Origin of the sequence: Streptomyces sp. NPDC058284, assembly GCF_042881135.1 — a bacterium.
In the GTDB taxonomy this organism is placed as follows: Bacteria; Actinomycetota; Actinomycetes; order Streptomycetales; family Streptomycetaceae; genus Streptomyces.
In genome coordinates, this window is record NZ_JBHVYE010000031.1 from 38,382 (window position 1) to 58,311 (window position 19,930).

The window sequence follows — 19,930 nt, forward strand, 5'->3', positions numbered from 1 at the left end:
GCGCGGAGGCGGGGCGGGGGAGTCGGGGTGGGCGTGGTCGAGGGCGGTGCGGCCGGTCGTGTCACTCTGGACGGTTCGGAGCCAGGAGCGACGAGCCACGGCGTCTCGCACGCACACGCGGCAGCGGAAGACCGGCCGGCCGAACGGCACCACGGCGACGGACCCGGCGAGCAGCGGCGGGGCGAGGGGCCGCCACGTGCGATGCCGCGACACGTGGCTTGTGTGATGGACGGTAACGGCCGTTGGGCGCAACGGCGTGCACTTCCCCGCATCGCGGGGCACCGGGCCGCAGAGACCACGGTCATCGACATCATCGAGGCGGCGCGGGCTGCGGGCGTCGGGTGGCTGAGCCTGTACGCCTTCTCCACCGAGAACTGGAGTCGCCCCGGCGCTGAGGTCGACTTCCTGATGCGTTTGGTGCGGCGGGTGGTGCGCAAGCACGCACCGCTGTTGCTCGCACGCGGCATCCGCTGCCGCTTCCTCGGAGTCTCGGACCCACGCATCCCCCGTGAACTGACCCAGGACTTCGAGGACCTGGCGGCGCTGACCACCGACAACCAGGGGATGACACTGACGGTCGCTTTCGACCACGGTGGGCGCCAGGACATCGTCGAGGCCGCACGGTCGCTGATCCGCAGCAAGACGTCTGCCGACGAGGTGACCGAGCGGCTCTTCGCAGCCCACCTGCCGTTCCCCGACACCCCCGATGTGGATCTGGTCATCCGCACCTCCGGCGAGCAGCGCATCTCCAACTTCATGCTCTGGCAGGTCGCCTACGCCGAGTGGATCTTCCCCGAAGCGCTCTGGCCGGACTTCAGGGCCTCAGATTTCCTCACCTGCCTGCATGCCTACCGGCACCGCGACCGCCGCTTCGGCGGTGTGCCGCCCCGGACGAACGGAGACCCATGATGACCGTCGAAAGTACGGGAATGGTCGACGAAGAGCCCCTGTTCGGCCCGCAATCACGGTTCGGCTCCTTCTTCGACGACCCGCGCTGGGCGCTGGCCATCATCCGCGCCACCGTGCTGGAAGCCGCCCATCCACAGATTGGCGCCGCCCTCGTCGACAATTCCACCTTCGTCGCCCACCCTTGGCGCCGACTGCGCAACACCTCCGTCAGCATGCGGCGCATGTTCGGCGGCGACCCAGCGGCACGCGAACGGGAAACTGCCCGGCTCAACCGGCTGCACGCCCGCATGAGCGGTACGGATTCCCGCGGCCGTGCCTACGACGCGATGGACCGCCCGACTCGGGCCTGGGTGGTCGCCACCCTCTTCGAGAGCACCGTCACCATGTATCGACTCAGCGGCCAGCCGCTCGACCAGGACACCATGGAGCGCATGTACGCCGAGTACCGCATGTTTCTTGCAGCGCTCGATGGTGATGCCGCAGAACTCCCCGAAGCACTCACCGACTTCTGGCGGTACTTCGACCGGGTCGTCACAAACGAACTGGAGAACACCGAAGCCGCCCGCATCATCCTCTACCACCTCTTCGACCATCTGCCCGCCCCGGCACTGCTGGATGGCGCCCCGACACTGTGGGCGGCCGGCCGCGCCGTCGTCGGCCCGCTGCTCGGCGCGATCACCGTCGCCTCGCTGCCCGAGCCCTACCGGCGCCGGGCAGGCCTGCCCGAGATGCCCGGCGCCCACACCCTCATGCAAGGCGCCTACTGCGCCGCCGGGCTCACCCGCTTCCTGCCCCAGGGCTGGATCAACGCCGAGAGCATCACCGAAGTCCTCTCCCTCACGCCCGACAGCGACGACCCCCGCGCCCGGACTGTGGCCGCGCTGCACGCCCGCATGAAACGGGCGTCAGCCCTGCTCCGACTTCTCACACCATTGGGCGGCGACACCGACAGCAATCCCGCCCCGGAGGCTTCGACGGGCGCCGGTGCAGTACGACGCTCGGCGGAAGAGTTCTTCCGCAGGGTGCTCGACCAGACCGGCGACGGTCACATCGACTGGCCCGACCTGGCCGCCATGGCCCGCGAACTCTCCACTCGCCTCGACCTGGACGAGCCGGAGGAGACCCGCCTCTACGACGCCTTCGCCGCCTGGTGGCGCGAGCTCCAAGCCGACCTCGACACCGACGGTGACGGCCGTGTCAGCGCCGACGAGTACGCCGCCGCCATCCCCTCCCTCGCCGGACCTGCGCTCATCCGCGTCGCCGAGGTGCTCTTCGACGCAACCGACAAGGACAGCAGCGGAACCATCGACGCCGACGAGTATCGGACCCTCTTCCGCACCGCCTTCCACCGCGACCTCACCATCACCGACGGCGCCTGCGGTCGGAGCGCCTTCGTAGGCGACTTCCTCTCCTTCATGTCGGGTCGCCGCACGGGCAGTCCGTACGACCCCGTCCTCACCGACGCATGAGGTCCGACCGACGAGTCACGTGAGTTGCCAGCAGTGCTCCGCCCCGTCGCGGACTGCGCGGGTGCCGCCGTCGACCGCGATGGCGGACGCCCGCAGGTTTTCAAGCGTTCCGTCGAGCAGGGCGCCAGATCACGGGCGTCGCCGCCGCCGTCTGCTGCTACAAACGACTCGTCCGCGTCACCTCCGTGCCAGGTCTTGAGCCGGGATCAGGCAGTGGGCGCGGTGTTGATCACCCAGTGAGTGAAGGCGGCGTAGCGCTCGGCGGACTCAGCGGCTCCGTCGGCGTCCTCCATGCCCAGGGTGCCGCCCACCGCGATGTGCGGGGACAGGCCATGTGCGGCATCCCCGATCAGGGCGACCCGGTCCGTGGTCCAGCGCCGCAGCTCGGGGACGAGCATGATCTGGTTCTCCAGGATGGATTCCTCCGGCGTCGCGGCGATCATCTCCAGTAGCTCGTCGTGCCAGCCGGACTCGGCCACGTTTCGGGCCCGGAGAAGTGCTCGGTCCCTCTTGCTGCCGACCAGTTCACCGGCGTCGAACTGGGGCACGGGTCGCCGAGATTGCTGCGATCGCCACCCGGTTCGGCTGCGACGCGGCGGCCGACCGTGCCGACTCCCTCGCAGCGATCGAGGCGGTGATGCTCGGCGACCACGCACGCGCCGCCACCCTGTCCCAAGCGGTCTTGGACCGGCACCGGTGCAGCCCGATGGCTCAACCCATGCAGTCGGCCGGGTTTGTCCGCAGCCTGGTGTATATCGGCGAGGGTCGCATCGACGAGGCCGTCACCGTACTGGACCACGTCATGGCCGACTGTGATCGGCACGGCGAGCAGTGGTCGCGCGCCTTCGCCGACTACATGTGTGCGCGCGCCGAGTTGGCCCGCGGCCGGGTGGAGGCCGCGTTCGAACACGGCCGGGCCTCGTGGCTCACCAAGCGTCGCCTCGACGACTCGCTCGGGATGGCCGTCGCCCTGGACGTCCTCGCCGCCGCCTCGGCAGCGGCCGCGGACGCCCGGCGGACCGCCCATCTGCTCGGCCTCGCCCAGCAGATGCGGGACACCCTCGGCGCACCACAGATCGGCGTCTCGGAGTGGATCGCCACCCGACGAAGCTGCGAGGAGCAGGCCCGTCGGGCTCTGGGCGACGACGTCTACACCATCGTCTTCCACAACGGCTACCGCACACGTCAGGACGACCCCGACGCACTGACCCCCGAAGGGGCGGCGTCCGGGCCTCAACCGGGTCAGTGAAGGTTGGGCAGGACTGCCGTACGCAGCCGCTCGTACGTCCGGGCGAGCCGCCGGAGGGGAGGTGTCAACTCACCTCCGCCGTCGACTCGGCGCTCGCGCGGACCTTCGGTTTGCCGGCGGGACCGGCTTCGCCGGCAACTCGGCCCCCTTTGCGCGGCCACTGTTAGCCCGTCAGGTGACCGCGAGCCGTCCCACGGTCGTTCCACGAACCTGATCAACGTCATACCTTCGGGGCGAGACAGGGACCGCGGTGTTCGTTCCGAAGACGTCCGGAAGATCACCTGCTTGCCCTCAACCGCACTTGAGGTCATACGGTCCCCTCACGACCTGCACGGCATGCAGGCTCCGCATCGAAGTACCAGGAGGGAACACCTCATGACGACCCAGCAGATCCCCGACGCCGAACTCGCCGGACAGCCCGCTGCCTACTGGACCGGTGTCGCCTACGAGGCGCTTATCGCGTACACCCGGGCCCAGCAGGCCGAAAAGGGCTACACCCAGCCTCAGTTCTGGCTCCTGCGCAACCTGTCGGAGAACGACATCTCACCCGACGGCAAGGGAATGACCCTGCCTGAACTGCAGGCAGCCATGGCCTCCTACATACGACCCGAGGACGATCTGGCTGCGGAGAGCGAGGTGCTCCTGGAACGCGGCTGGCTGACCCGGGACACCGAGGACCGGCTATGGCTCACCCAAGAGGGGGAACAGGCCCGAGTCGACCTCGCGCGCAACGCCCCCGCAATCCGCGCCGCCCTCCACGAGGGCATCGACGACGCGGACTACGTCACCACGTTGAAGGTGCTTCAGCAGTTGATCCGCAACGCGGGCGGTACGGCCGCCTGACGGGCCCAGGGGCCGGGCAGCGGCCTGGCCCCTGGCGACCAAGGCACTGGTCTCCTCATCGCGCGCCGCAGACACACTGTGAGTGGCGCTTGGGACAGCGCCGTGTCCTCTTCGGAGGCTTGTTGGCCCGCTCCGCCCCGCGTCTGCGCCTCGGCTCGACGAACCTGTCATCGACGGCCAGCCGGCATCGGCAGCGTGGCATCAAGGGGACGTAACGACTCTGCCGCATGGCGTCAAGGAGGCGGAAAGACGGATCGGAGACGGCCGGTTCGGACCGCAGGCTGAGCGGACCAGTCTTGAAAGGGATCAATCCGATGGCCGTCCTGACCACCTCCAATGCTGCCGCTCCGAGCGCCGAGGAACCTCCTGATCCGGGCGCCCGGCACCGGCTGACCACCGTCACCGGCCTCGCCGCGCTCTCCCTGGACGCGATGGCCTCCGTGGCGTACGGGCCTGAGGCCATCGTCCTGGTCCTGGCTGCCGCGGGCGCCCATGGTCTTGGCTTCACCCTGCCCGTCACGCTCGCGATAGCCGGCCTGCTGGCTGTCCTGGTCGCCTCCTACCGGCAGGTGATCGTGGCGTTCCCCGACGGGGGAGGCTCTTACGCTGTCGCCAAGGCGCACCTCGGCCGCCGTACGAGCCTGGTCGCCGCCGGTTCGCTGGTCCTGGACTACGTGTTGAACGTGGCCGTGGCAGTGACGGCCGGTGTGGCCGCCCTGACCTCGGCCTTCCCCGGGTTGTACGGCGACCGGCTGTGGATCTGCCTCGCAGTCCTGGCTCTGATCACGGCTGTGAACCTGAGAGGGATCGTCGACTCCGCTCGCGTGTTCATCGTTCCCACAGCGATCTTCATCGGCGCGATCCTCGTACTGGTCGTTGTCGGCTTGTTCCGGGATGCCCCCGTGTCCACCGCGGCCTCCTCCGGCCATGCCTCCGTGCTCGCGGACAACGCCACCACCGTTGGCGCTCTCCTGCTGCTCAAGGCGTTCGCCTCCGGCTGTTCGGCGCTCACGGGAGTGGAGGCGATAGCGAACGCGGTGCCCTCGTTCCGTGCCCCGGCAGCCAGGCGGGCGATGCGTGCGGAGGTGGCGCTGGGTGGTCTCCTCGGCGTGATGCTGATCGGCCTGTCGGTGCTGATCTCCCGCTTCGGTCTCCAGCCTGTCGAGGGCGTCACCGTCCTCGCTCAGCTCGCCGACGCCTCCTTCGGCCACGCCTGGGGCTTCTACGTGGTGCAGTTCGCGACGGTGGTGCTGTTGGCGCTCTCGGCGAACACGTCGTTCGGCGGTCTGCCGGTCCTGCTGAAGCTGCTGGCCCGCGACAACTACCTGCCGCACGTCTTCGGGCTGAAGGCGGACCGCCAGGTGCACCGGCACGGTGTGGTGTGGCTGGCCGTGGTCTCGGCGGTTCTTCTGGTGTTCTCCGGCGGTGACACCAATACGCTCGTGCCGCTCTTCGCGATCGGTGTCTTCGTCGGGTTCACGATCGCCCAGACCGGCATGGTGCTGCACTGGCGCGGGGAGCGTGGACCCCGCTGGGTGGGCAAGGCTCTGCTCAACGGCCTGGGCGCGCTGCTGACCGGGGTATCCGCGATCGTCGTCACGGCCACCAAGTTCCATGACGGGGCATGGCTGATCGTCATCGCCCTGCCGCTGCTCGTCGCCCTCTTCGAGCAAGTCCACCGGACGTACGGACGCATCGGTGAGCGTCTCGGCATCGGCCGCATTCCGGAGCCCCCGCGCCAGCAGCGCTCCCTCATTCTGGTTCCGGTCTCTTCCCTGACCCGTCTGACCAGCGAGGCACTGACCGCCGCCGTCTCCCTGGGCGACGAAGTACGGGCAGTGACGGTGTGTCACGCCGACGCGGAGGACCGGGCGGCGACCGAGGCGCTGGAGCGCGACTGGGCGTTGTGGGACCCGGGAGTGGAACTCGTCCGCCTGCCGTCCGAGCGCCGTACGCTGGGCCGCCCCATCACCGCGTACGTCCGGGCCCTGGCCGAGACCGAGCCCGGCACCCGCGTCACCGTCCTCATCGCCGAGACGGAACCGGAGCGGCTGTGGCAGCGCCTGCTGCAGAACCAGCGCGGCGCGGTTGTCGCCCACGCCGTACGGCGCGACACCGACGCGGTCATCTGCCGGCTGAGGTTCCGCATCGCCCCGTAGCCGCCCGGTACTCGCCCGTCAGCCGACGTGGACGCGGGGGCGGCGCTCGGGGTCGGTCTCGTGTTCGCGGAGGATCTCGCGTGTGACCGGGGCCGTGTCGCCGCGACCGAGGAGGAAGTAGCGGAACATGTGCTTCAGGGGGCTGCCTTCGGCCCAGGCGAAGTAGCAGTGCGGTTGAACGCCCGTGGCGTCGCGCAGGGCCAGGAGGATCGCGGCGATGGCGTTGGGGGCGGCAGGGGCCTCGGCGCGCAGGACCCGGTAACCGTCGACCTCCACTCCATGGACGGAGAGGGCCTCGCTGAAGTCGGAGGGATCCACCACGTCGATCTCCAGGAACAGCACGTCGGCCCGGCCGGGGACCGGGTTGTTCCCGCGCTGCTCGCGCTCCTTGTCGCTGTACTCGGCACTGTCGCCGGCCTGGCGGCGATTGGCGATGATGTTGATCGCGTTGTCGTAGGCGAGAGTTTCGGTGATGAAACGGCGGGCGGCTTCGTCGAAGATGATGCGGTCTGCGCGCAGCTCCGTGGTGCGGGACACACGGGAGACCAGCGAGACGAAGATGATGCCGACGATGAAGAAGCCGGAGATGGTGATGCCGTGCGGCTTGTCGACGATGTTGTAGACCAGGGCGTAGAGAAGGACGAGGGTGAGCAGCGCGAAGCCGACGGCCATCGGTCGGCGGCCGCCGCGGGCAACGGAGATGGTCACCGCGAAGGCGCCGGAGACCATCATGGCCAGGATGCCGGTGGCGTACGCGCCGGCCTGGGCGTCCACGTCCGCGTCGAAGGCGATGGTGATGAGGACGCACAGGGCGGTGTAGACGATCACTACGGGCCGTACCGCGCGGCCCCACTCGGGGGCCATCCCGTAATCGGGCAGATAGCGGGGGACGATGTTGATCAGTCCCGCCATGGCGGAGGCTCCGGCGAACCAGAGGATCAGGATCGTGCTGATGTCGTAGACAGTGCCGAACGCCTCTCCGACGTGCTCGTGGGCCAGCCAGGCCAGGGCGCGGCCGTTGGCGGCGCCGCCGGGCCGGAACTCCTTCTCGGGAATGAGGACGGTGGTGACGAAGCTGGCGGCCAGCAGGTAGACACTCATGATCAGGGCGGCGGTGGTCAGCAGCTTGCGGGCGTTGCGGATCCGGGACCGCAGCCGCTCCTCGTCGTCCGCGCCGTCCGCGGACACCAGCGGCATCATGCTCACCCCGGTCTCGAAACCGGACAACCCCAGTACGAGCAGGGGGAACGCGAGGAGCGCCGGCGTCACCATGTCGCCGAAGCCGGCGCCGCCCCCGGCGAGGGCATCCGTCCAGGCCGAGAACGCCCCGGCAGTGGTGAAGACGTGGACCAGGCCGACGGCGATGACGACCGCGTTGAGCGCCAGGAAGATCGCGACCAGCGGAATGGCCACGCGTACGGCCTCGTTGAAGCCGAGCAGGAACACCCCGCCGAGGACCAGCAGCAGTACCACCGTAAGGGCCACCTCGTGACCGTGCAGGGCCTCGGGGAAGAAGGGGTTCTCGACCACGTGCACCGAGGCGTCCGCGGTCGACAGGGTGATGGTGATGATCCACGACGTGGCCACGAAGCCGAGCAGGACCAGCACGAACAACTTGCCCCACCAGAACGGCAGCAGATCCTCCAGCATCGCCACGGAACCGGCTCCGTTCGGGCTCTCCTTCGCCACGCGCCGGTACATGGGCAGCATGCCCAGCAAGGTCAGGGCCACGATCAGCAGCGTCGCCAAGGGGGAACTGGCACCGGCGGCGAGCGCGGCGATGGCCGGGACGTAGGCGAGGCTGGAGAAGTAGTCGACACCGGTCAGGCACATCACCTTCCACCAGGCGTGCGGCTCGGAGTGTCCCTCGCCGGCCGCCGGCCCGACGGGCTGCACCTGGTGGCGCAGCATCCAGCGGGCCAGGCGGCCGGTCGGCTGTGCCCGAAGGGCGGGGTTTTCCACTACTTCGGACATGGCTGGGCCGTTCACGTTCTTCATGTCCCCCATCAATGTCTCCTCGCTCCGCGCGCACCGGTAGGCAATACCGCAGTGACACCCTGATGACGATCACCGAGTATGCGGCCTGCCTGTAGTACCCCAGTGGCCGCGCTGTACGTGTCGGCACACCGACAGAGGTTGGCCGTCCACGGCGGGGCTGCCGCGCCGGGCTACGGCCGAAGGATGATTTCGATGGCGAAAGCAGCCTTGAGCAAGCACACGCCGATACCGAGCAGCCACATGACGGCAAGGACCGCGCCGAGCGTGATCAGCCGAGCGCGATCAGGGGAATGGCTGCGGCAGCAAGTCCGTACATGGTCGGGCACATGCCGCGGTCCGTCGTAGCCGTCGGCGTCGAAATTGTGGATCATGTCCCGCACCAGGTCCGCGACGGTGGGGTGGCGGGGTCTTCTCCTCACGTAGCGGATCGCCGCGGTGGCAATGCAGATGTTCACCGAGCGCGGTTTCGACGCAGTGACGGTCAACGAAATCGCCGAGGCCGCCGAGGTGGCAGCGTGAGGCATTGGCGCAAGTCCTGGCCGACGAGTACGGCCCCACGACAGCCGCGCTCATGGCCGCTCAGATCGCCGCATCCTTGCTCACCCGTCAGGAGACTTACTTCCAGCTGCTGCTGGGCGGTGCCTCTGCCCAGGACGCCGGCCGCGCGCTGTCACGGGACGTCGAGCTGGCCTTCGACCTGCTGGAACACGGACCCAACTATGCGGAAGGGCGCTGATGTGCGCGCGCGAGGCATCAACTACGACACTGGAACCTTCCCGGCCAACGTCGCACCAGAAGGACCTTCGACCCGGCCGGAGTCCGGCACGACATGACCGTGATCGCCGAGACCCTGCACTGCGATGTCGTACGCATCTCCGGCGGCGACGCCGAGCGACTGAGCACCGCAGTCCGGCACGCCGAAGCCCTGGGGCAAGGCGGCGCGCAGGTGGTGCTCGTCACCGGCTGCGAACTCAGCGCCTTCGCTCACGGTTTCCTCCCCGGGGACACCTACCTCGACCGTCTCAAAGCCATGGCCACCGCCGACATCCACTGGTGGACCTCCCTCGGACCGGTCCCTGAACGCCTCAACGCGATTCTCGCCCAGGCCACGACGACCGTCCGCGCCCACTTCGGCGGGAAGGTCACCTACGCCTCCGGTCCCTGGGAGCCTGTCGACTGGGCCCGGTTCGACGTGGTGGGCGTCGATGCCTACCGAACTGCGCAGAACGCCGACACCTTCCGCACCCACCTGCGCGAGTTCTTCTCCCACGGCAAGCCCCTGGTCATGACCGAGTACGGAACCTGTGCCTACCGCGGTGCGGGCGACCTGGGCAGTATGGCCTGGCAACCACCGCACAGAACGACGCCGGACGAGGACGAGCAAGTGCGCTACCTCAACGAGCTGCTCGACATCTTCGAGGAGGAAGGCGTCGACACCGCGCTGTGGTTCTCCTTCGCCAACTACGACAAGCTCCGCGACCGCGACATCGCCTCCTACGGCGTCGTGCGTCTGCTCGACGAGCCCGCTGGGAGCCGAAAAGGGTCTTCCACGCCATGAGCACCAGACATCTACGGCCGAACCTCCGATCCGACTGACGTCATGTTCCGGAACGTCGCAGGCTCTCTCCCGCCAGATGAGGCACTCAGCCACAGCGACAGGGAGGCAAAAGCTCCCCGATGCGGCACTGGCTCAAGCCCGAACCGTTGAAGACGGAACGGCTGGTCGTGCTCCAGCCCGTCGTCCGGAGCAGTGTCAGACCGCGCGCGCCCGCGTCGACGAGCAGCGACACCGCGCGCCCCGACAAGGCGCTGCCTCTGATCCGCCGAGCTGGGCGGCGCTGGGCAGCCAACCTCAGTTGAGCGAGTGCACCAGTAGCCAGCTACAGATCCGCAATCCAGGGATGCCCCGGGTGTACGCAGTCGAGTAGCTCGGCCAGGGTCTCGCGCTGAGCTGGGGACAGGTGGGGGAGGGTCGCATCGAAGTCTGATTGATCTTTTCGCCGGGCGTGCTTGGCCTTGAAGAGCAGGACCAGTTCGGGCGCCAGATACGGGATGCCGTCTTGAGTGTGCTGGATGATGTCGCTGTAGGGAAGCCGGATCCTCTCATCGCGTCGGCAAATCCAGGTGTCGCCGTCGTGCGGTTCGCGGAACACGTCGAGCAAGTAGTTGCCGGTGGCCGGATCGCGGAGCCAAGTCTGATGTACGGCGGCCAGCACCTCCGTTGTGGCGTCCTCCCAGATCCGGCCACTGCCTGCCGCGTCGAAGACGTATCCGGGGAAGCGGTAGCGGACCTCGGGAAAGCTCGCGGCCGGAATCGCGATCTCGAGGTCCCCATGAGCGCGCGTCTGCCGCCCGCGGAACAGGTCCAGCGCCCAGCCCGCAGCCACGTACCAGGGCGTGCCGATCCCGGCCAACTGGTGCGCGACCTCACTCGGGGTCCAGCAGGAAGACCACCTGGCGTGGAGGGCTTCGATCTCGCCGGGTGACAGTCCGATGCCGCCGCTGGGCAGTTGCTCGCTCACCGCAGGAATCTATCAGCGGTCTTGAAGAGGGCCCCAGGCCACGATCGATGAACCAGGCCAGCGGAATCTGGGGCCCAGACGGTGCATGCCCCCAACCCGTGCGCGCTGCCACCGAGAACGCCGGCCAACGAGCGAGTTTCCCTTCCCGCGGAACCGAGATTCTGTGTACCTGCGCGCTTCAGCCCACGAAGTGCAGCGGGCATGCAGCTTCTCAAGTCAACATGCTCGGGCACGTACAACAAAGACACCAGGGCCTTCAGCACTCGGAATGGGATCGCACCCTGAGCTACCTGAAGGCCCTGCTTTCACGCTCCGAAACCACCGCAGCCACCCGACCGAGACTCCCGTTCGATCGACAGCCCTCGAGATAGGTACGGGCAACAACTGCTTAAGTGGCGGGATGCTCGGGCAGGGCGAGCCAGTCCGACCAGGAAATCTCGCGGCCGAGGAAGCGTGGCTGCTCGAACGGCCAGTCAGCGGCGATCCACTGCGGTACCAGCGCGTCGAGGGCCTGCTCGACCTTGCTGCCCACCAGCTCGTTCACCACCCACCAGGAGATTTCGCCGTCCGCGCCAGCCCTCTCCGGCGGGTCGATGTAGACACAGCCGAGCAGGGCTGTCTCCGCCGCATCGAACAGCGCGTAGTTGAAGGACTGGTGCGCGGCGATCTCCTTCTCGTGCCGCAACAGGTCGGCCTGGTCGGCCTCGTAGGTCATGGTGGCCGAGGGCCAGCCCCAGGCCGGGCCGAAGATGGTCCACAGCCTCTCGCGCGAACCCATCACAGCCGGATAGTCGAGCGGAGTGTCCGCCTCCCGGATCGGTCGCAGGTGGTGGTTGCCACTCGGCAGCGGTACCAGGACGGGGTGAACGAAGTCATCGGGAAGCCAGCTCATAGCGCCCGACCGTAGCAGCGCGCGGCCGCCCGCTCCGGCATAGCTGCCACCGTCACCGACCTCGGCTTCTTCCACGATGGCTGGTCGTCGACGCACTTCCGCACGATGAAGTTGAGTGGTCACCGAAGAACCGGCAGTTGTGCGACCCCCAGCGGCCGACCATGGCCGACCACGCTCGTGTCCGGTGGGCCGGGTCGGCGGCGCTGGGAGCTAAGCTCGACTGGGAGGATTAACGAGGTGTACGCGCTGCCTTCAGGGAACGATCCCTCACTCCAAGACCCCACCGCTCCGGTGCTCATGTTCACGAGCTTCCCGTAGACACCGTCGCGATCCGAGACGATCGGCACCCACTCCCTGCGCCAGGACCGGTAGTCAGTGTCTCTGGACGGTGTCATTTCCTCCATGGCCGTCTTGTGGCGGTAGACGCGTTCGACGTCCACGAGGCCCAGAAGGAGTCCGCCACTCGGGATGACTCCGGGGCGCCCCAGCGCCACAAGACCCGCTCCGGCATGATGCTGCCGACCTGCATCGATGTCGTGAGTCAGAAGCCACTGCCGCAGCTGCTCTGGCAGCCTTAGGCCCATGCGCAGTTCGGCCTTGCAGGTGGCCGCCTGACTCCCCCTGCCGCCGAGAGCCACGAACACATTCGGGGCATGATGTTCAAGCCACCCGGTCACCCGGGCCCAGGTCTGCCGTGCGTCTCCTGCCCTCTGATGGCGCACGGGCAGACCGTGACGACCCCCACGTGCACGCCGAGCATCCTTGCCAACGCCCGCGAGCCGACCGCACCTACACCATGCCCGTGAGGGGGAGGTTGCGCCTTTGCGTGTTCATAGGTGGCCTCGAAGCCGTACGCTTCACAATTCCACGTGGGTTACTGATGTCGCGGGTGCGGGAAGCCAGCCATCGTGATGCGCGCAGGACATCCCAGATTGAGGGCTTAGCCCCAACGCCAAGCTGTTGCAATTTACCTGATGGAAGGTCAATGAACATGTCGAACGCCCAGCCGGTAGTCACCGGAGTCCAGGCCGAATATGCCGCCCGCGTCGCCGCGCACCTGGACGCCAACCAGAAGGAGCAGCAACGCCTTAAGACTGAGTTGGCTGCACTGCAGGAGCAGTTGCAGGCACTTGAAAGCGACCACACGGTCCTGCTCAACGTACAGAAGGCCCTCGGTACTTCCGAGGCGTCTGCGGGCGCCGGTGAGAACGACCCGGTCCGCAAGAAGAAGGTGCCGGCCCCCAGGGGCGGCGCGCGGAAGTCTGGTGTCGTCCAGGCGACGAGTGCCGCAGCCATCGGTAACAAGGACCAGGCGGCTAAGGACGCCAAGAACGTACCCAAGGCTCGGAAGAAGTCCGCTCAGCCGGCATCGGGACCGACGCTGGTCGAATTGATCAGCAACCACCTTGGCCAGCAGAGCGAGCCTCGCTCCGCCGCCGAGATCACCGCCGCCCTGGCCCAGGCCAATCCCGGTCGGAACATCAAGGCCGCCGTCGTGCGCACCACGGCGGAGAACCTGGTCGCCAAGGGCCGGGCCGAGCGCACCAAGCAGGGTTCGGCGGTCTTCTACACCACAGCTTCCCCGGCCGAGTCGGCCGCCGTACAGCACTCAGAGGCGCCCAGCAGCTGAGCCTGCAGACCTGAGTCCCGGCCCCCGGGCCAACCCGTCGGGGGCATCAGGCCGAGTCGAGCACTGTTCCAGGCATTCCCCTGTGTTCGTAGCAGATCCAGGGTAGGTGCGCGCCTAGAGAACGTCAGCGAGTGTCAGGGTAAGGGCCAGCAGCCCGAAGGCTGCCGGTGTCACCGCGAAGACGGCCATCAGCGGCAGGAAGCCGAGGAGCCCCGGGCGAATTTTGCGGCCGACCCGGATACGGCCATGGGGGCGGGTCAGTTCCGTTTGCAGGTCGAGGCGTTCAGCGGCGCGGCCCGATACGACCACTCCGGCTCGGGGCGCTCGCGACATCAGCGCCCGACGAACGAGTGCGTCGACGGTGTCGTCGCCGCCCTTCAGCCTGTTCAGGATGAGCCGCACGCCGTGAGTAGCCGTCAGGAGCAGCCGATCGTCCCCGGCCGCGCCGCCCTGGTGCCTTCACTGGCGACGCGGCAGAGGGTACCCGGAGCTCCCCTTTCCCTTGCGAGTTCGTCGACGGCGACCCTTCCGTCAAGGCCGTGCGCCTGGAAGAGGAAGCTTCACGATCCGGAGCGGGACACGGGTCGCTCAATCGGGCGGCCCATAGCGGGCAGCGACCGCGGCGGCGCGGTTGCGTAGGGAGGTGCGCAGCCATTGCGGGGCCAGGACCTCCGCGTCGGTGGCGTACTGCCACAGGGCCCACTCGGCATGTCGCGCATCTTGGAAGATCACGTCCAGCCGCAGCCAGCCGTCCGCGTCGGCTTCCTCCGCGCAGACGGCCAAGGCGGTGCCGACCAAGTGCTCCCGTCGCTTCGGGTCCACCCGTACCAGCACGGCGACCTTGTCGCCGCCAGTCCGGAACTGCGCGTTGCGTTCCTGCCAGGCCCGGTCCAGGTCAACGGAGTACGGCCGCTGCGCGGGTTCGTCAAGTTCCTCGGCGGCCAGCACTCGGGACAGGCGATAGGTGCGATCCTCGCCATCTCTCTTGGCCAGCAGATACCCCTGTTCGCGTACGGTGACCAGGCCGATCGGGTCCACCGTGCGCCACTTCGGGGCCTGTCCCACCGCCGCATACTGAACGCGCAACTTGTGTCCGGAGAGCACCGCACACCGGACCTCGGCCACGATGGCGTCAGGCACTTCCTCGGCCGCTGCGGGGCGTGAGAGGAGGTCCTTCTCCGGGTCGATGAGTAGTCGCTGCGCCGCATCGGCTGCGGCGTCCCGAAGCCCCTCGGGCAACGCGTCGACCACCTTGAGCATGGCCGAGGCGAGGGCCGAACCGAGGCCGAACAGCTGCGCTCCGCGCCGCGATCCGGCCACGAGCAGGGCGAGCGCCTCGTCGTGGTTCAGCCCGGTGAGCGCTGTCTGGAAGTCGGGTAAGAGTGCGAACCCGCCGTGCCGACCGCGCTCGGCATAGACCGGGACGCCTGCCGCGGACAGTGCCTCTATGTCGCGCAGCACCGTGCGGATGGATACCCCCAGCTCACCGGCCAGTGTCTCCGCGGTCATCTGACCGCGCTGACGCAGCAGGAGCACCAGGGAAACCAACCGGTCGGCGCGCATACGAAAACCCTAACCAAATACATGACCAAGGGTGTCATGTATTGCTGGAATGCTCCTTTGTGCGACGTCGAAGCCCGGCGGATGCCGCGCTGTTGGGCGTACGCACTTCAGTGAACCGAATGGACGGAGCGAGTCGCTAATGGAACGTAACGCGGTCAACCCGGTGACATGGTCGGTCGAGATGGGCTTCAACCAGGGTGAGGTCGTTTCCGGGCACTCGCGGACCCTGTACATCTCGGGGCAGACCGCGATGAGCAAAGAAGGCAAGCCCGAACACGACGGTGACATGGGGGCGCAGCTGGCGCTGAGCATCGACAACATCGAGGCGGTGCTCGCCGAGGCCGGCATGACCCTTTCGAACCTCGTCCGGCTCAATGTCTACACGACCGACGTCGACTTGCTCTTCCAGCACTACGGCGCGCTGGCGGGCCGCCTCGTCGCGGCCAAGGTCGCGCCGACCACCACCATGCTCGGCGTGACCCGCCTGGCGATCCCCGGCCAGATGGTCGAGCTTGAGGGCACCGCCGTCGAATGAGGTGAGTCCACATCCTCCGCTGCCCGCGCCGGACCACGGACGCGGGCAGCGGAGGATGTGGTGGATGTGGTGGATGTGGTGGATTCCGAGGGCCTTTGCGGTCCCCGTGCTACCTCTCCTCTCCGCGGACGGCACGGCGGATCTTGATGAGGCGCTCGCGCAGGACGCGCTCCCACCGTGCTGCGTGGGGCGGTAGTAGTTCTGAGGCCCGGAGGCAGCCGTCCATCACCTTGTGGTCGAAAGCCTCCATCCGCCGGCTTCCCAGTGCGAAGGAGATGTGGTGCTCCAGCGGGGAGCCCAGGTGCCGCAGCGAGGAGTCCTCCAGGTGTCGCTGGCTCTCCCCTCCACTCCGCCGCAGTGTCGGTCTCGAACCTCGACGCAAGGGCCTGTCTGCTAGACGGTCTGCTGATCGTCCGAGAGCGGGGGCGCCTCTGACCTGCGCAAAGAAGCCAAGTACTGTCTGAGTGGTGGAATTTCATCGGCCGCAGTCACGAGGACATCGTCGAGGCCGGACAGACGCGGGAAGCGACGTCCGACCGCTTCGGCGAGGTCGAGGGCTGCCCCGGCGTCCGCCTCCCCGCGCCCGCCTTTCCCAACACCACCATCGCCCCGCGTAAGAACCCGGCGCGTACCTGACGCTGTTCTCCGGCGCTTTTCTGAAAGGCAGTACGACGATGACGCAGCCCGAAACGCCCCCGACCGTCCGGCGTGTGGATGCCAGGCACCGCTACGAGATCCTCGTCGACGGCGGGAGCGCGGGCTTCACCGCCTACCGCGACCGCGACGACCGGCGCGTGTTCTTCCACACCGAGATCGACGACGCCCACGCCGGGCAGGGCCTGGCCTCGATCCTCGTACAGGAGGCACTGGAGGACGTGCGGAGCGCGGGCCTGCGCGCCGTACCCGTCTGCCCCTACGTGGCGAAGTTCCTCAAGAAGCACGAGGAGTTCGCCGACCTCACCGAGCCGGTGACCCCCGAGGTCCTGGAGTGGCTGGACGGTGTGCTGAAGCGCTGAGCACTGAGCGCTGACGGCAGGGGTGGGGCCATGAGCGAGGGAAGCACGACCGGGACCGGGACCGGGAATGGGACCGGGACCGGGGCCGGGACCGGAGCAGGCCTCGGCGTACCGGAGCTGACGGGACGCGACACGCAACGCGCGGTCATCGACGCGGCCCTGGCCGGCATCGCCACCACCGGGGCGTCCGTCATCCTGCGCGGCGACCCCGGCACGGGACGGACGGCCCTGCTGGGAGCGGCCGAGGCGACGGCCCGCCGGACCGGTCTGCGGGTGCTGCGGATGACCGGCGCCGAGGCCGAGTCGGAGCTGCCGTTCGCCGCCCTGCACCAGGTCCTCTGGCCCCTCCTCGACGACTCCGAGGGTCTCTCCGAACACCAGCGGCACGCCCTGGAAAGCGCATTGGGCGTGCGCGAGAGCGTCCCGCCCCAAGGGTTCACGGTCGCGGGAGCCGCCCTCACCCTGCTTGCCCACGCCGCCGCACGCCAGCCACTGGTCGTGCTCCTGGACGATCTGCAGTGGGCCGACCCGTCCAGCGTCGCCGTGTTCGGTTACGTACAACGGCACTTGGCTCCGCTGCCGGTGGTCGCCATCGCGGCGACCCGGCACACCGTGACCGCGACCGGCCGCGACCGGCCCGCCGACCGCGAGGAGCACGACGCCACCGCCTGCCCGGCGGGGCAGGTGATCGACCTGCCGCCGCTGGACGCGCCGCAGGCCGAATTGCTGCTGCGCACCCTGCACCCGTCACTGCCCGAGGGGGTGCGCCGCAGAGTTCTGCGGGCGGCCGCGGGGAACCCGCTCGCTCTGCACGAACTCCCCGAGCAGGTGAGGCGACTGGCCGCCGGCCGTGTCGAATCCCTCGCGAGCCCCGCCCCACCACAGATGCCCGAGCCGTTCGACACGCTGCCCGTCGGGGAACGCCTCGGGCGGCTGTACGAGGACAGACTGCGCGCCCTGCCCGACGCCGCCCGCAACATCCTGCTCGTCGCGGCCCTCGGCGACGCCTCCACCCGGCACCGCAGCGTACTGCGGACCCTGGCCGACGCCGCAGGCCCGCCCTGGTACCGGATCGAGGAGCACATCGAACGCTCCGGGCTCGCGCACATCGACCCGGAGCGGGAACTCCTGGAGTTCCATCACCCCCTGGTGCGCGCCGGGCTGGCGCACCTCGCGTCCCCGGCCGAGCTCCGCGCCGCCCACCGGCTGCTCGCCGACGCCCTGCCCGAGAGGGATTCGCGGCGGACCCTGCACCTCGCGGCCGCCGCTCTCGGCGCCGACGCCGAACTGGCCGCACGGCTGCACGCCGAGGCCGACAGCATGTCCGCCCAGGGCGGAGACGCCGAGGCGACGGTACTGATGGCGCGCGCGGCCGGACTCAGCCCCGATCGCACGACCAGGACCACCCGTCTCGTCGCCGCGGCGGCCCTGGCCGTACGCGCCGGTCGCCCACACCTGGCGGCGCAACACATCGCCGAGGCCGAGGCCACTGCACGGCCGGGCAAGCCCGAACCCGCCGCCCCGTACGCCTTCGCCGTCGCCTGCACCCGGCTTCAGCTCGACGCCGACCCGCGTCCAGCCATCGAGCTGCTGCCCGCAGTCCTGGACGCGCCGGTCCCACCGGACGCCGCGGACCAGCACGCCGCCCTCATCGGACCGATCCTCTTCCTCCTTCTCCTCGCGGCCGCCCTCACCGGGGACGAGCGGGCGTGGGACGCCATCGACCGGCACGTGACGCATCCCGCCGCGCCCACCGGGGCGGAGCTCTGCCGACGGGCCTGGTCAGGCCCCCGCCCATCCGTCCACGAAGTGCCGCGGCGGTTGCGTGAGACCGTCGCGGCCCTGCCCGCGGACCGCGAGACCACCGAGGCATGGCTGCTGCTCTGGACGGCCGCGGCCGTCGACTCCCTCGGCGAGCACTGCGCGCTCTGGAGCGCGTTCGCACGCCGCCACGCGTACGCCACCCAGACCTTCACCGACAGCCTCCGGGCCCACGACGACTTGCTGCACGGCAACTGGGACACCGCCCTGGCCGCCTCCCGCGCCGGCGCGCGGACCGCCGCGGCACACGGCTACGCGCTGGCCGAGACGCTGTTCCTGCAGACCACAGGACACATCCTCGCCGCCCGCGGGGACCAGGCAGGGCTCGCCGCGCTCGAACCGGTCCTCGGCGCCCGCGCGGGAGAACGCCGTCTGTGCCTGGTCACCGATGCGCTGCACGGGATGCGGACGCTGTGCGCGCTCGGCCACGGGCACGCCGAGGAGGCGTGGCGCCACGCCTGCGCCCTCACTCCGCCCGGTGCGCTCACGGACCGCGGCCCGTGGCAGCATCTCTCGCTCGTCGACCGGGTGCAGGCCGCCGTCGACAGCGGGCGGACCGAGGAGGCCCGGCGCCATCTGCGGGCGGTCCACTCGGCCGGCCTCGCCCGTATCTCGGCCCACCACACCTTTCTGGTGACCGTCGCCGAGGCCATCGCCGCCGCCGACGACGAGGCGGACGAACGGTACGCGGCCGTGTACGCCCAGCGGAATGCGGAGACCTGGCCCTTCCCGCTCGCCAGGGCCCGCCTGGCGCACGCCGTGTGGCTGCGCCGGCAGCACCGGCCCGAGGAGGCGAGCGCGCACAGCCGTGCCGCGCTCACCGCGTTCACGCGTCTGGACGCCGCACCCTGGGCCGCGCGGGCCTCCCGCGAACTCGCCGCGGCCGACGCGGACATCGAGGCGGCCGACCGGGCAGCCGGGGGCCACCCGCTGCTCACGGCACAGGAGACACGGATTGCCCGGCTCGCGGCCCAAGGGCTCACCAACCGCCAGATCGGCGCGCGCCTCTCGCTCTCCCCACGGACGATCGGCGCGCACCTCTACCGGATCTTTCCCAAGCTCGGGATCACCACCCGGGCCGGTATCGCGCGGGCTTTGGAAGCCTCTGAGTAGCTCGGGGAACCTCTGCCAGTCGGCACCGGCGAGCAGCCCTGTCCGCGGTCACCCATGCCAATTGCGCGTCTGCCGACGCGCCTCGTGCTGCCCCCCCCGCTTTCGTCGCCAGACTGGAACAGCGGAACGTTCTTGATGGCCCGTAGAACGATGCCCCAAAGGCGAGTGGCAGCCGCGATTGGTGGACGCCCGCGCCGTACGCCTCGGGTGC

At 69.1% G+C, this 19,930-nt stretch carries 19 protein-coding genes and 1 pseudogene; 14 read left to right on the forward strand and 6 right to left on the reverse strand.

Annotation, left to right across the window (positions count from 1 at the left end; all coding sequences use genetic code 11):
* Positions 1 to 201 precede the first annotated feature (201 nt).
* Positions 202 to 909, forward strand: a complete 708-nt coding sequence (gene uppS, locus ACFVYR_RS31920) for a polyprenyl diphosphate synthase (protein ID WP_384259435.1) — start codon at positions 202 to 204, stop codon at positions 907 to 909.
* A complete protein-coding gene (locus ACFVYR_RS31925; RefSeq protein ID WP_384259433.1) occupies positions 909 to 2,378 on the forward strand; it encodes an oxygenase MpaB family protein in 1,470 nt (489 codons plus the stop codon). Before uppS ends, ACFVYR_RS31925 begins: the two co-directional genes overlap by 1 nt.
* 206 nt (positions 2,379 to 2,584) lie before the next feature.
* Here the strand turns inward: ACFVYR_RS31925 and ACFVYR_RS31930 are convergent, their stop codons facing one another.
* Positions 2,585 to 2,926, reverse strand: coding sequence for an FAD-dependent oxidoreductase (locus ACFVYR_RS31930; protein WP_384259430.1), 342 nt, complete (start codon positions 2,924 to 2,926; stop codon positions 2,585 to 2,587).
* 158 nt (positions 2,927 to 3,084) lie between these two features.
* Here ACFVYR_RS31930 and ACFVYR_RS31935 point away from each other — a divergent pair, with 158 nt between their 5' ends.
* The 3 genes from ACFVYR_RS31935 to ACFVYR_RS31945 all read left to right on the forward strand — a co-directional run bounded on the left by ACFVYR_RS31935 (position 3,085) and on the right by ACFVYR_RS31945 (position 6,629).
* Positions 3,085 to 3,627, forward strand: a complete 543-nt coding sequence (locus ACFVYR_RS31935; RefSeq protein WP_384259428.1) for a hypothetical protein — start codon at positions 3,085 to 3,087, stop codon at positions 3,625 to 3,627.
* 375 nt (positions 3,628 to 4,002) lie between these two features.
* On the forward strand, positions 4,003 to 4,470 hold the full coding sequence (locus tag ACFVYR_RS31940; protein ID WP_384259425.1) for a MarR family transcriptional regulator: 468 nt from the start codon (positions 4,003 to 4,005) through the stop codon (positions 4,468 to 4,470).
* Between the two features lie 314 nt (positions 4,471 to 4,784).
* Positions 4,785 to 6,629: an APC family permease gene (locus tag ACFVYR_RS31945; RefSeq protein WP_384259422.1), complete on the forward strand. Its 1,845-nt coding sequence runs from the start codon at positions 4,785 to 4,787 to the stop codon at positions 6,627 to 6,629.
* Positions 6,630 to 6,647: 18 nt separating this feature from the next.
* Here ACFVYR_RS31945 and ACFVYR_RS31950 read toward each other — a convergent pair whose 3' ends face one another.
* A complete protein-coding gene (locus tag ACFVYR_RS31950; protein WP_384259515.1) occupies positions 6,648 to 8,627 on the reverse strand; it encodes an amino acid transporter in 1,980 nt (659 codons plus the stop codon).
* Between the two features lie 447 nt (positions 8,628 to 9,074).
* Here ACFVYR_RS31950 and ACFVYR_RS31955 point away from each other — a divergent pair, with 447 nt between their 5' ends.
* From ACFVYR_RS31955 to ACFVYR_RS31965, 3 genes are all read left to right on the forward strand, one after another.
* Complete coding sequence (locus ACFVYR_RS31955) at positions 9,075 to 9,146, forward strand: TetR family transcriptional regulator (RefSeq protein ID WP_389613374.1); 72 nt, start codon at positions 9,075 to 9,077, stop codon at positions 9,144 to 9,146.
* Positions 9,147 to 9,150: 4 nt separating this feature from the next.
* On the forward strand, positions 9,151 to 9,363 hold the full coding sequence (locus tag ACFVYR_RS31960) for a hypothetical protein (protein ID WP_384259419.1): 213 nt from the start codon (positions 9,151 to 9,153) through the stop codon (positions 9,361 to 9,363).
* Positions 9,364 to 9,456: 93 nt separating this feature from the next.
* The gene (locus tag ACFVYR_RS31965; RefSeq protein ID WP_384259416.1) at positions 9,457 to 10,185 is read left to right on the forward strand and encodes a hypothetical protein; all 729 of its coding nucleotides are present in this window, start codon (positions 9,457 to 9,459) and stop codon (positions 10,183 to 10,185) included.
* A gap of 322 nt (positions 10,186 to 10,507) precedes the next feature.
* On the opposite strand, the gene ACFVYR_RS31970 is transcribed toward ACFVYR_RS31965, so the two are convergent.
* A complete protein-coding gene (locus tag ACFVYR_RS31970) occupies positions 10,508 to 11,149 on the reverse strand; it encodes a nucleotidyltransferase domain-containing protein (RefSeq protein ID WP_384259413.1) in 642 nt (213 codons plus the stop codon).
* A gap of 388 nt (positions 11,150 to 11,537) precedes the next feature.
* Complete coding sequence (locus ACFVYR_RS31975) at positions 11,538 to 12,041, reverse strand: GNAT family N-acetyltransferase (protein WP_384259411.1); 504 nt, start codon at positions 12,039 to 12,041, stop codon at positions 11,538 to 11,540.
* Positions 12,042 to 12,454: 413 nt separating this feature from the next.
* On the opposite strand from ACFVYR_RS31975, the gene ACFVYR_RS31980 reads away from it, so the two are divergent.
* Both ACFVYR_RS31980 and ACFVYR_RS31985 read left to right on the forward strand, forming a co-directional pair.
* Complete coding sequence (locus tag ACFVYR_RS31980) at positions 12,455 to 12,619, forward strand: hypothetical protein (RefSeq protein WP_384259409.1); 165 nt, start codon at positions 12,455 to 12,457, stop codon at positions 12,617 to 12,619.
* Between the two features lie 407 nt (positions 12,620 to 13,026).
* Positions 13,027 to 13,671, forward strand: coding sequence for a hypothetical protein (locus ACFVYR_RS31985; protein ID WP_384259406.1), 645 nt, complete (start codon positions 13,027 to 13,029; stop codon positions 13,669 to 13,671).
* A gap of 114 nt (positions 13,672 to 13,785) precedes the next feature.
* Here ACFVYR_RS31985 and ACFVYR_RS31990 read toward each other — a convergent pair whose 3' ends face one another.
* Both ACFVYR_RS31990 and ACFVYR_RS31995 read right to left on the reverse strand, forming a co-directional pair.
* Positions 13,786 to 14,073 (reverse strand): hypothetical protein, encoded by a 288-nt coding sequence (locus ACFVYR_RS31990; protein ID WP_384259403.1) that lies wholly within the window; start codon positions 14,071 to 14,073, stop codon positions 13,786 to 13,788.
* Between the two features lie 186 nt (positions 14,074 to 14,259).
* A complete protein-coding gene (locus tag ACFVYR_RS31995; protein ID WP_384259401.1) occupies positions 14,260 to 15,234 on the reverse strand; it encodes a helix-turn-helix transcriptional regulator in 975 nt (324 codons plus the stop codon).
* Positions 15,235 to 15,373: 139 nt separating this feature from the next.
* On the opposite strand from ACFVYR_RS31995, the gene ACFVYR_RS32000 reads away from it, so the two are divergent.
* The 4 genes and pseudogenes from ACFVYR_RS32000 to ACFVYR_RS32015 all read left to right on the forward strand — a co-directional run bounded on the left by ACFVYR_RS32000 (position 15,374) and on the right by ACFVYR_RS32015 (position 19,719).
* Positions 15,374 to 15,769 carry a RidA family protein gene (locus tag ACFVYR_RS32000; protein ID WP_384259398.1) on the forward strand — a complete coding sequence of 132 codons (396 nt, stop codon included), beginning with the start codon at positions 15,374 to 15,376 and terminating at the stop codon, positions 15,767 to 15,769.
* 465 nt (positions 15,770 to 16,234) lie between these two features.
* Positions 16,235 to 16,405, forward strand: a pseudogene (locus ACFVYR_RS32005) (pirin family protein); the annotation flags it as partial.
* 38 nt (positions 16,406 to 16,443) lie between these two features.
* Positions 16,444 to 16,785, forward strand: a complete 342-nt coding sequence (locus ACFVYR_RS32010) for a GNAT family N-acetyltransferase (protein WP_384259396.1) — start codon at positions 16,444 to 16,446, stop codon at positions 16,783 to 16,785.
* Between the two features lie 30 nt (positions 16,786 to 16,815).
* Positions 16,816 to 19,719 carry an AAA family ATPase gene (locus ACFVYR_RS32015; RefSeq protein WP_384259393.1) on the forward strand — a complete coding sequence of 968 codons (2,904 nt, stop codon included), beginning with the start codon at positions 16,816 to 16,818 and terminating at the stop codon, positions 19,717 to 19,719.
* The last annotated feature ends 211 nt before the right edge of the window (positions 19,720 to 19,930 follow it).

Bases quoted from the DNA above. Each gene is read 5' to 3' on its own strand.
- uppS (WP_384259435.1), top strand. From the start codon at position 202: ATGCCGCGACACGTGGCTTGTGTGATGGACGGTAACGGCCGTTGGGCG.
- ACFVYR_RS31925 (WP_384259433.1), top strand. From the start codon at position 909: ATGACCGTCGAAAGTACGGGAATGGTCGACGAAGAGCCCCTGTTCGGC.
- ACFVYR_RS31935 (WP_384259428.1), top strand. From the start codon at position 3,085: ATGGCTCAACCCATGCAGTCGGCCGGGTTTGTCCGCAGCCTGGTGTAT.
- ACFVYR_RS31940 (WP_384259425.1), top strand. From the start codon at position 4,003: ATGACGACCCAGCAGATCCCCGACGCCGAACTCGCCGGACAGCCCGCT.
- ACFVYR_RS31945 (WP_384259422.1), top strand. From the start codon at position 4,785: ATGGCCGTCCTGACCACCTCCAATGCTGCCGCTCCGAGCGCCGAGGAA.
- ACFVYR_RS31950 (WP_384259515.1), bottom strand. From the start codon at position 8,627: ATGAAGAACGTGAACGGCCCAGCCATGTCCGAAGTAGTGGAAAACCCC.
- ACFVYR_RS31965 (WP_384259416.1), top strand. From the start codon at position 9,457: ATGACCGTGATCGCCGAGACCCTGCACTGCGATGTCGTACGCATCTCC.
- ACFVYR_RS31975 (WP_384259411.1), bottom strand. From the start codon at position 12,041: ATGAGCTGGCTTCCCGATGACTTCGTTCACCCCGTCCTGGTACCGCTG.
- ACFVYR_RS31985 (WP_384259406.1), top strand. From the start codon at position 13,027: ATGAACATGTCGAACGCCCAGCCGGTAGTCACCGGAGTCCAGGCCGAA.
- ACFVYR_RS31995 (WP_384259401.1), bottom strand. From the start codon at position 15,234: ATGCGCGCCGACCGGTTGGTTTCCCTGGTGCTCCTGCTGCGTCAGCGC.
- ACFVYR_RS32000 (WP_384259398.1), top strand. From the start codon at position 15,374: ATGGAACGTAACGCGGTCAACCCGGTGACATGGTCGGTCGAGATGGGC.
- ACFVYR_RS32010 (WP_384259396.1), top strand. From the start codon at position 16,444: ATGACGCAGCCCGAAACGCCCCCGACCGTCCGGCGTGTGGATGCCAGG.
- ACFVYR_RS32015 (WP_384259393.1), top strand. From the start codon at position 16,816: ATGAGCGAGGGAAGCACGACCGGGACCGGGACCGGGAATGGGACCGGG.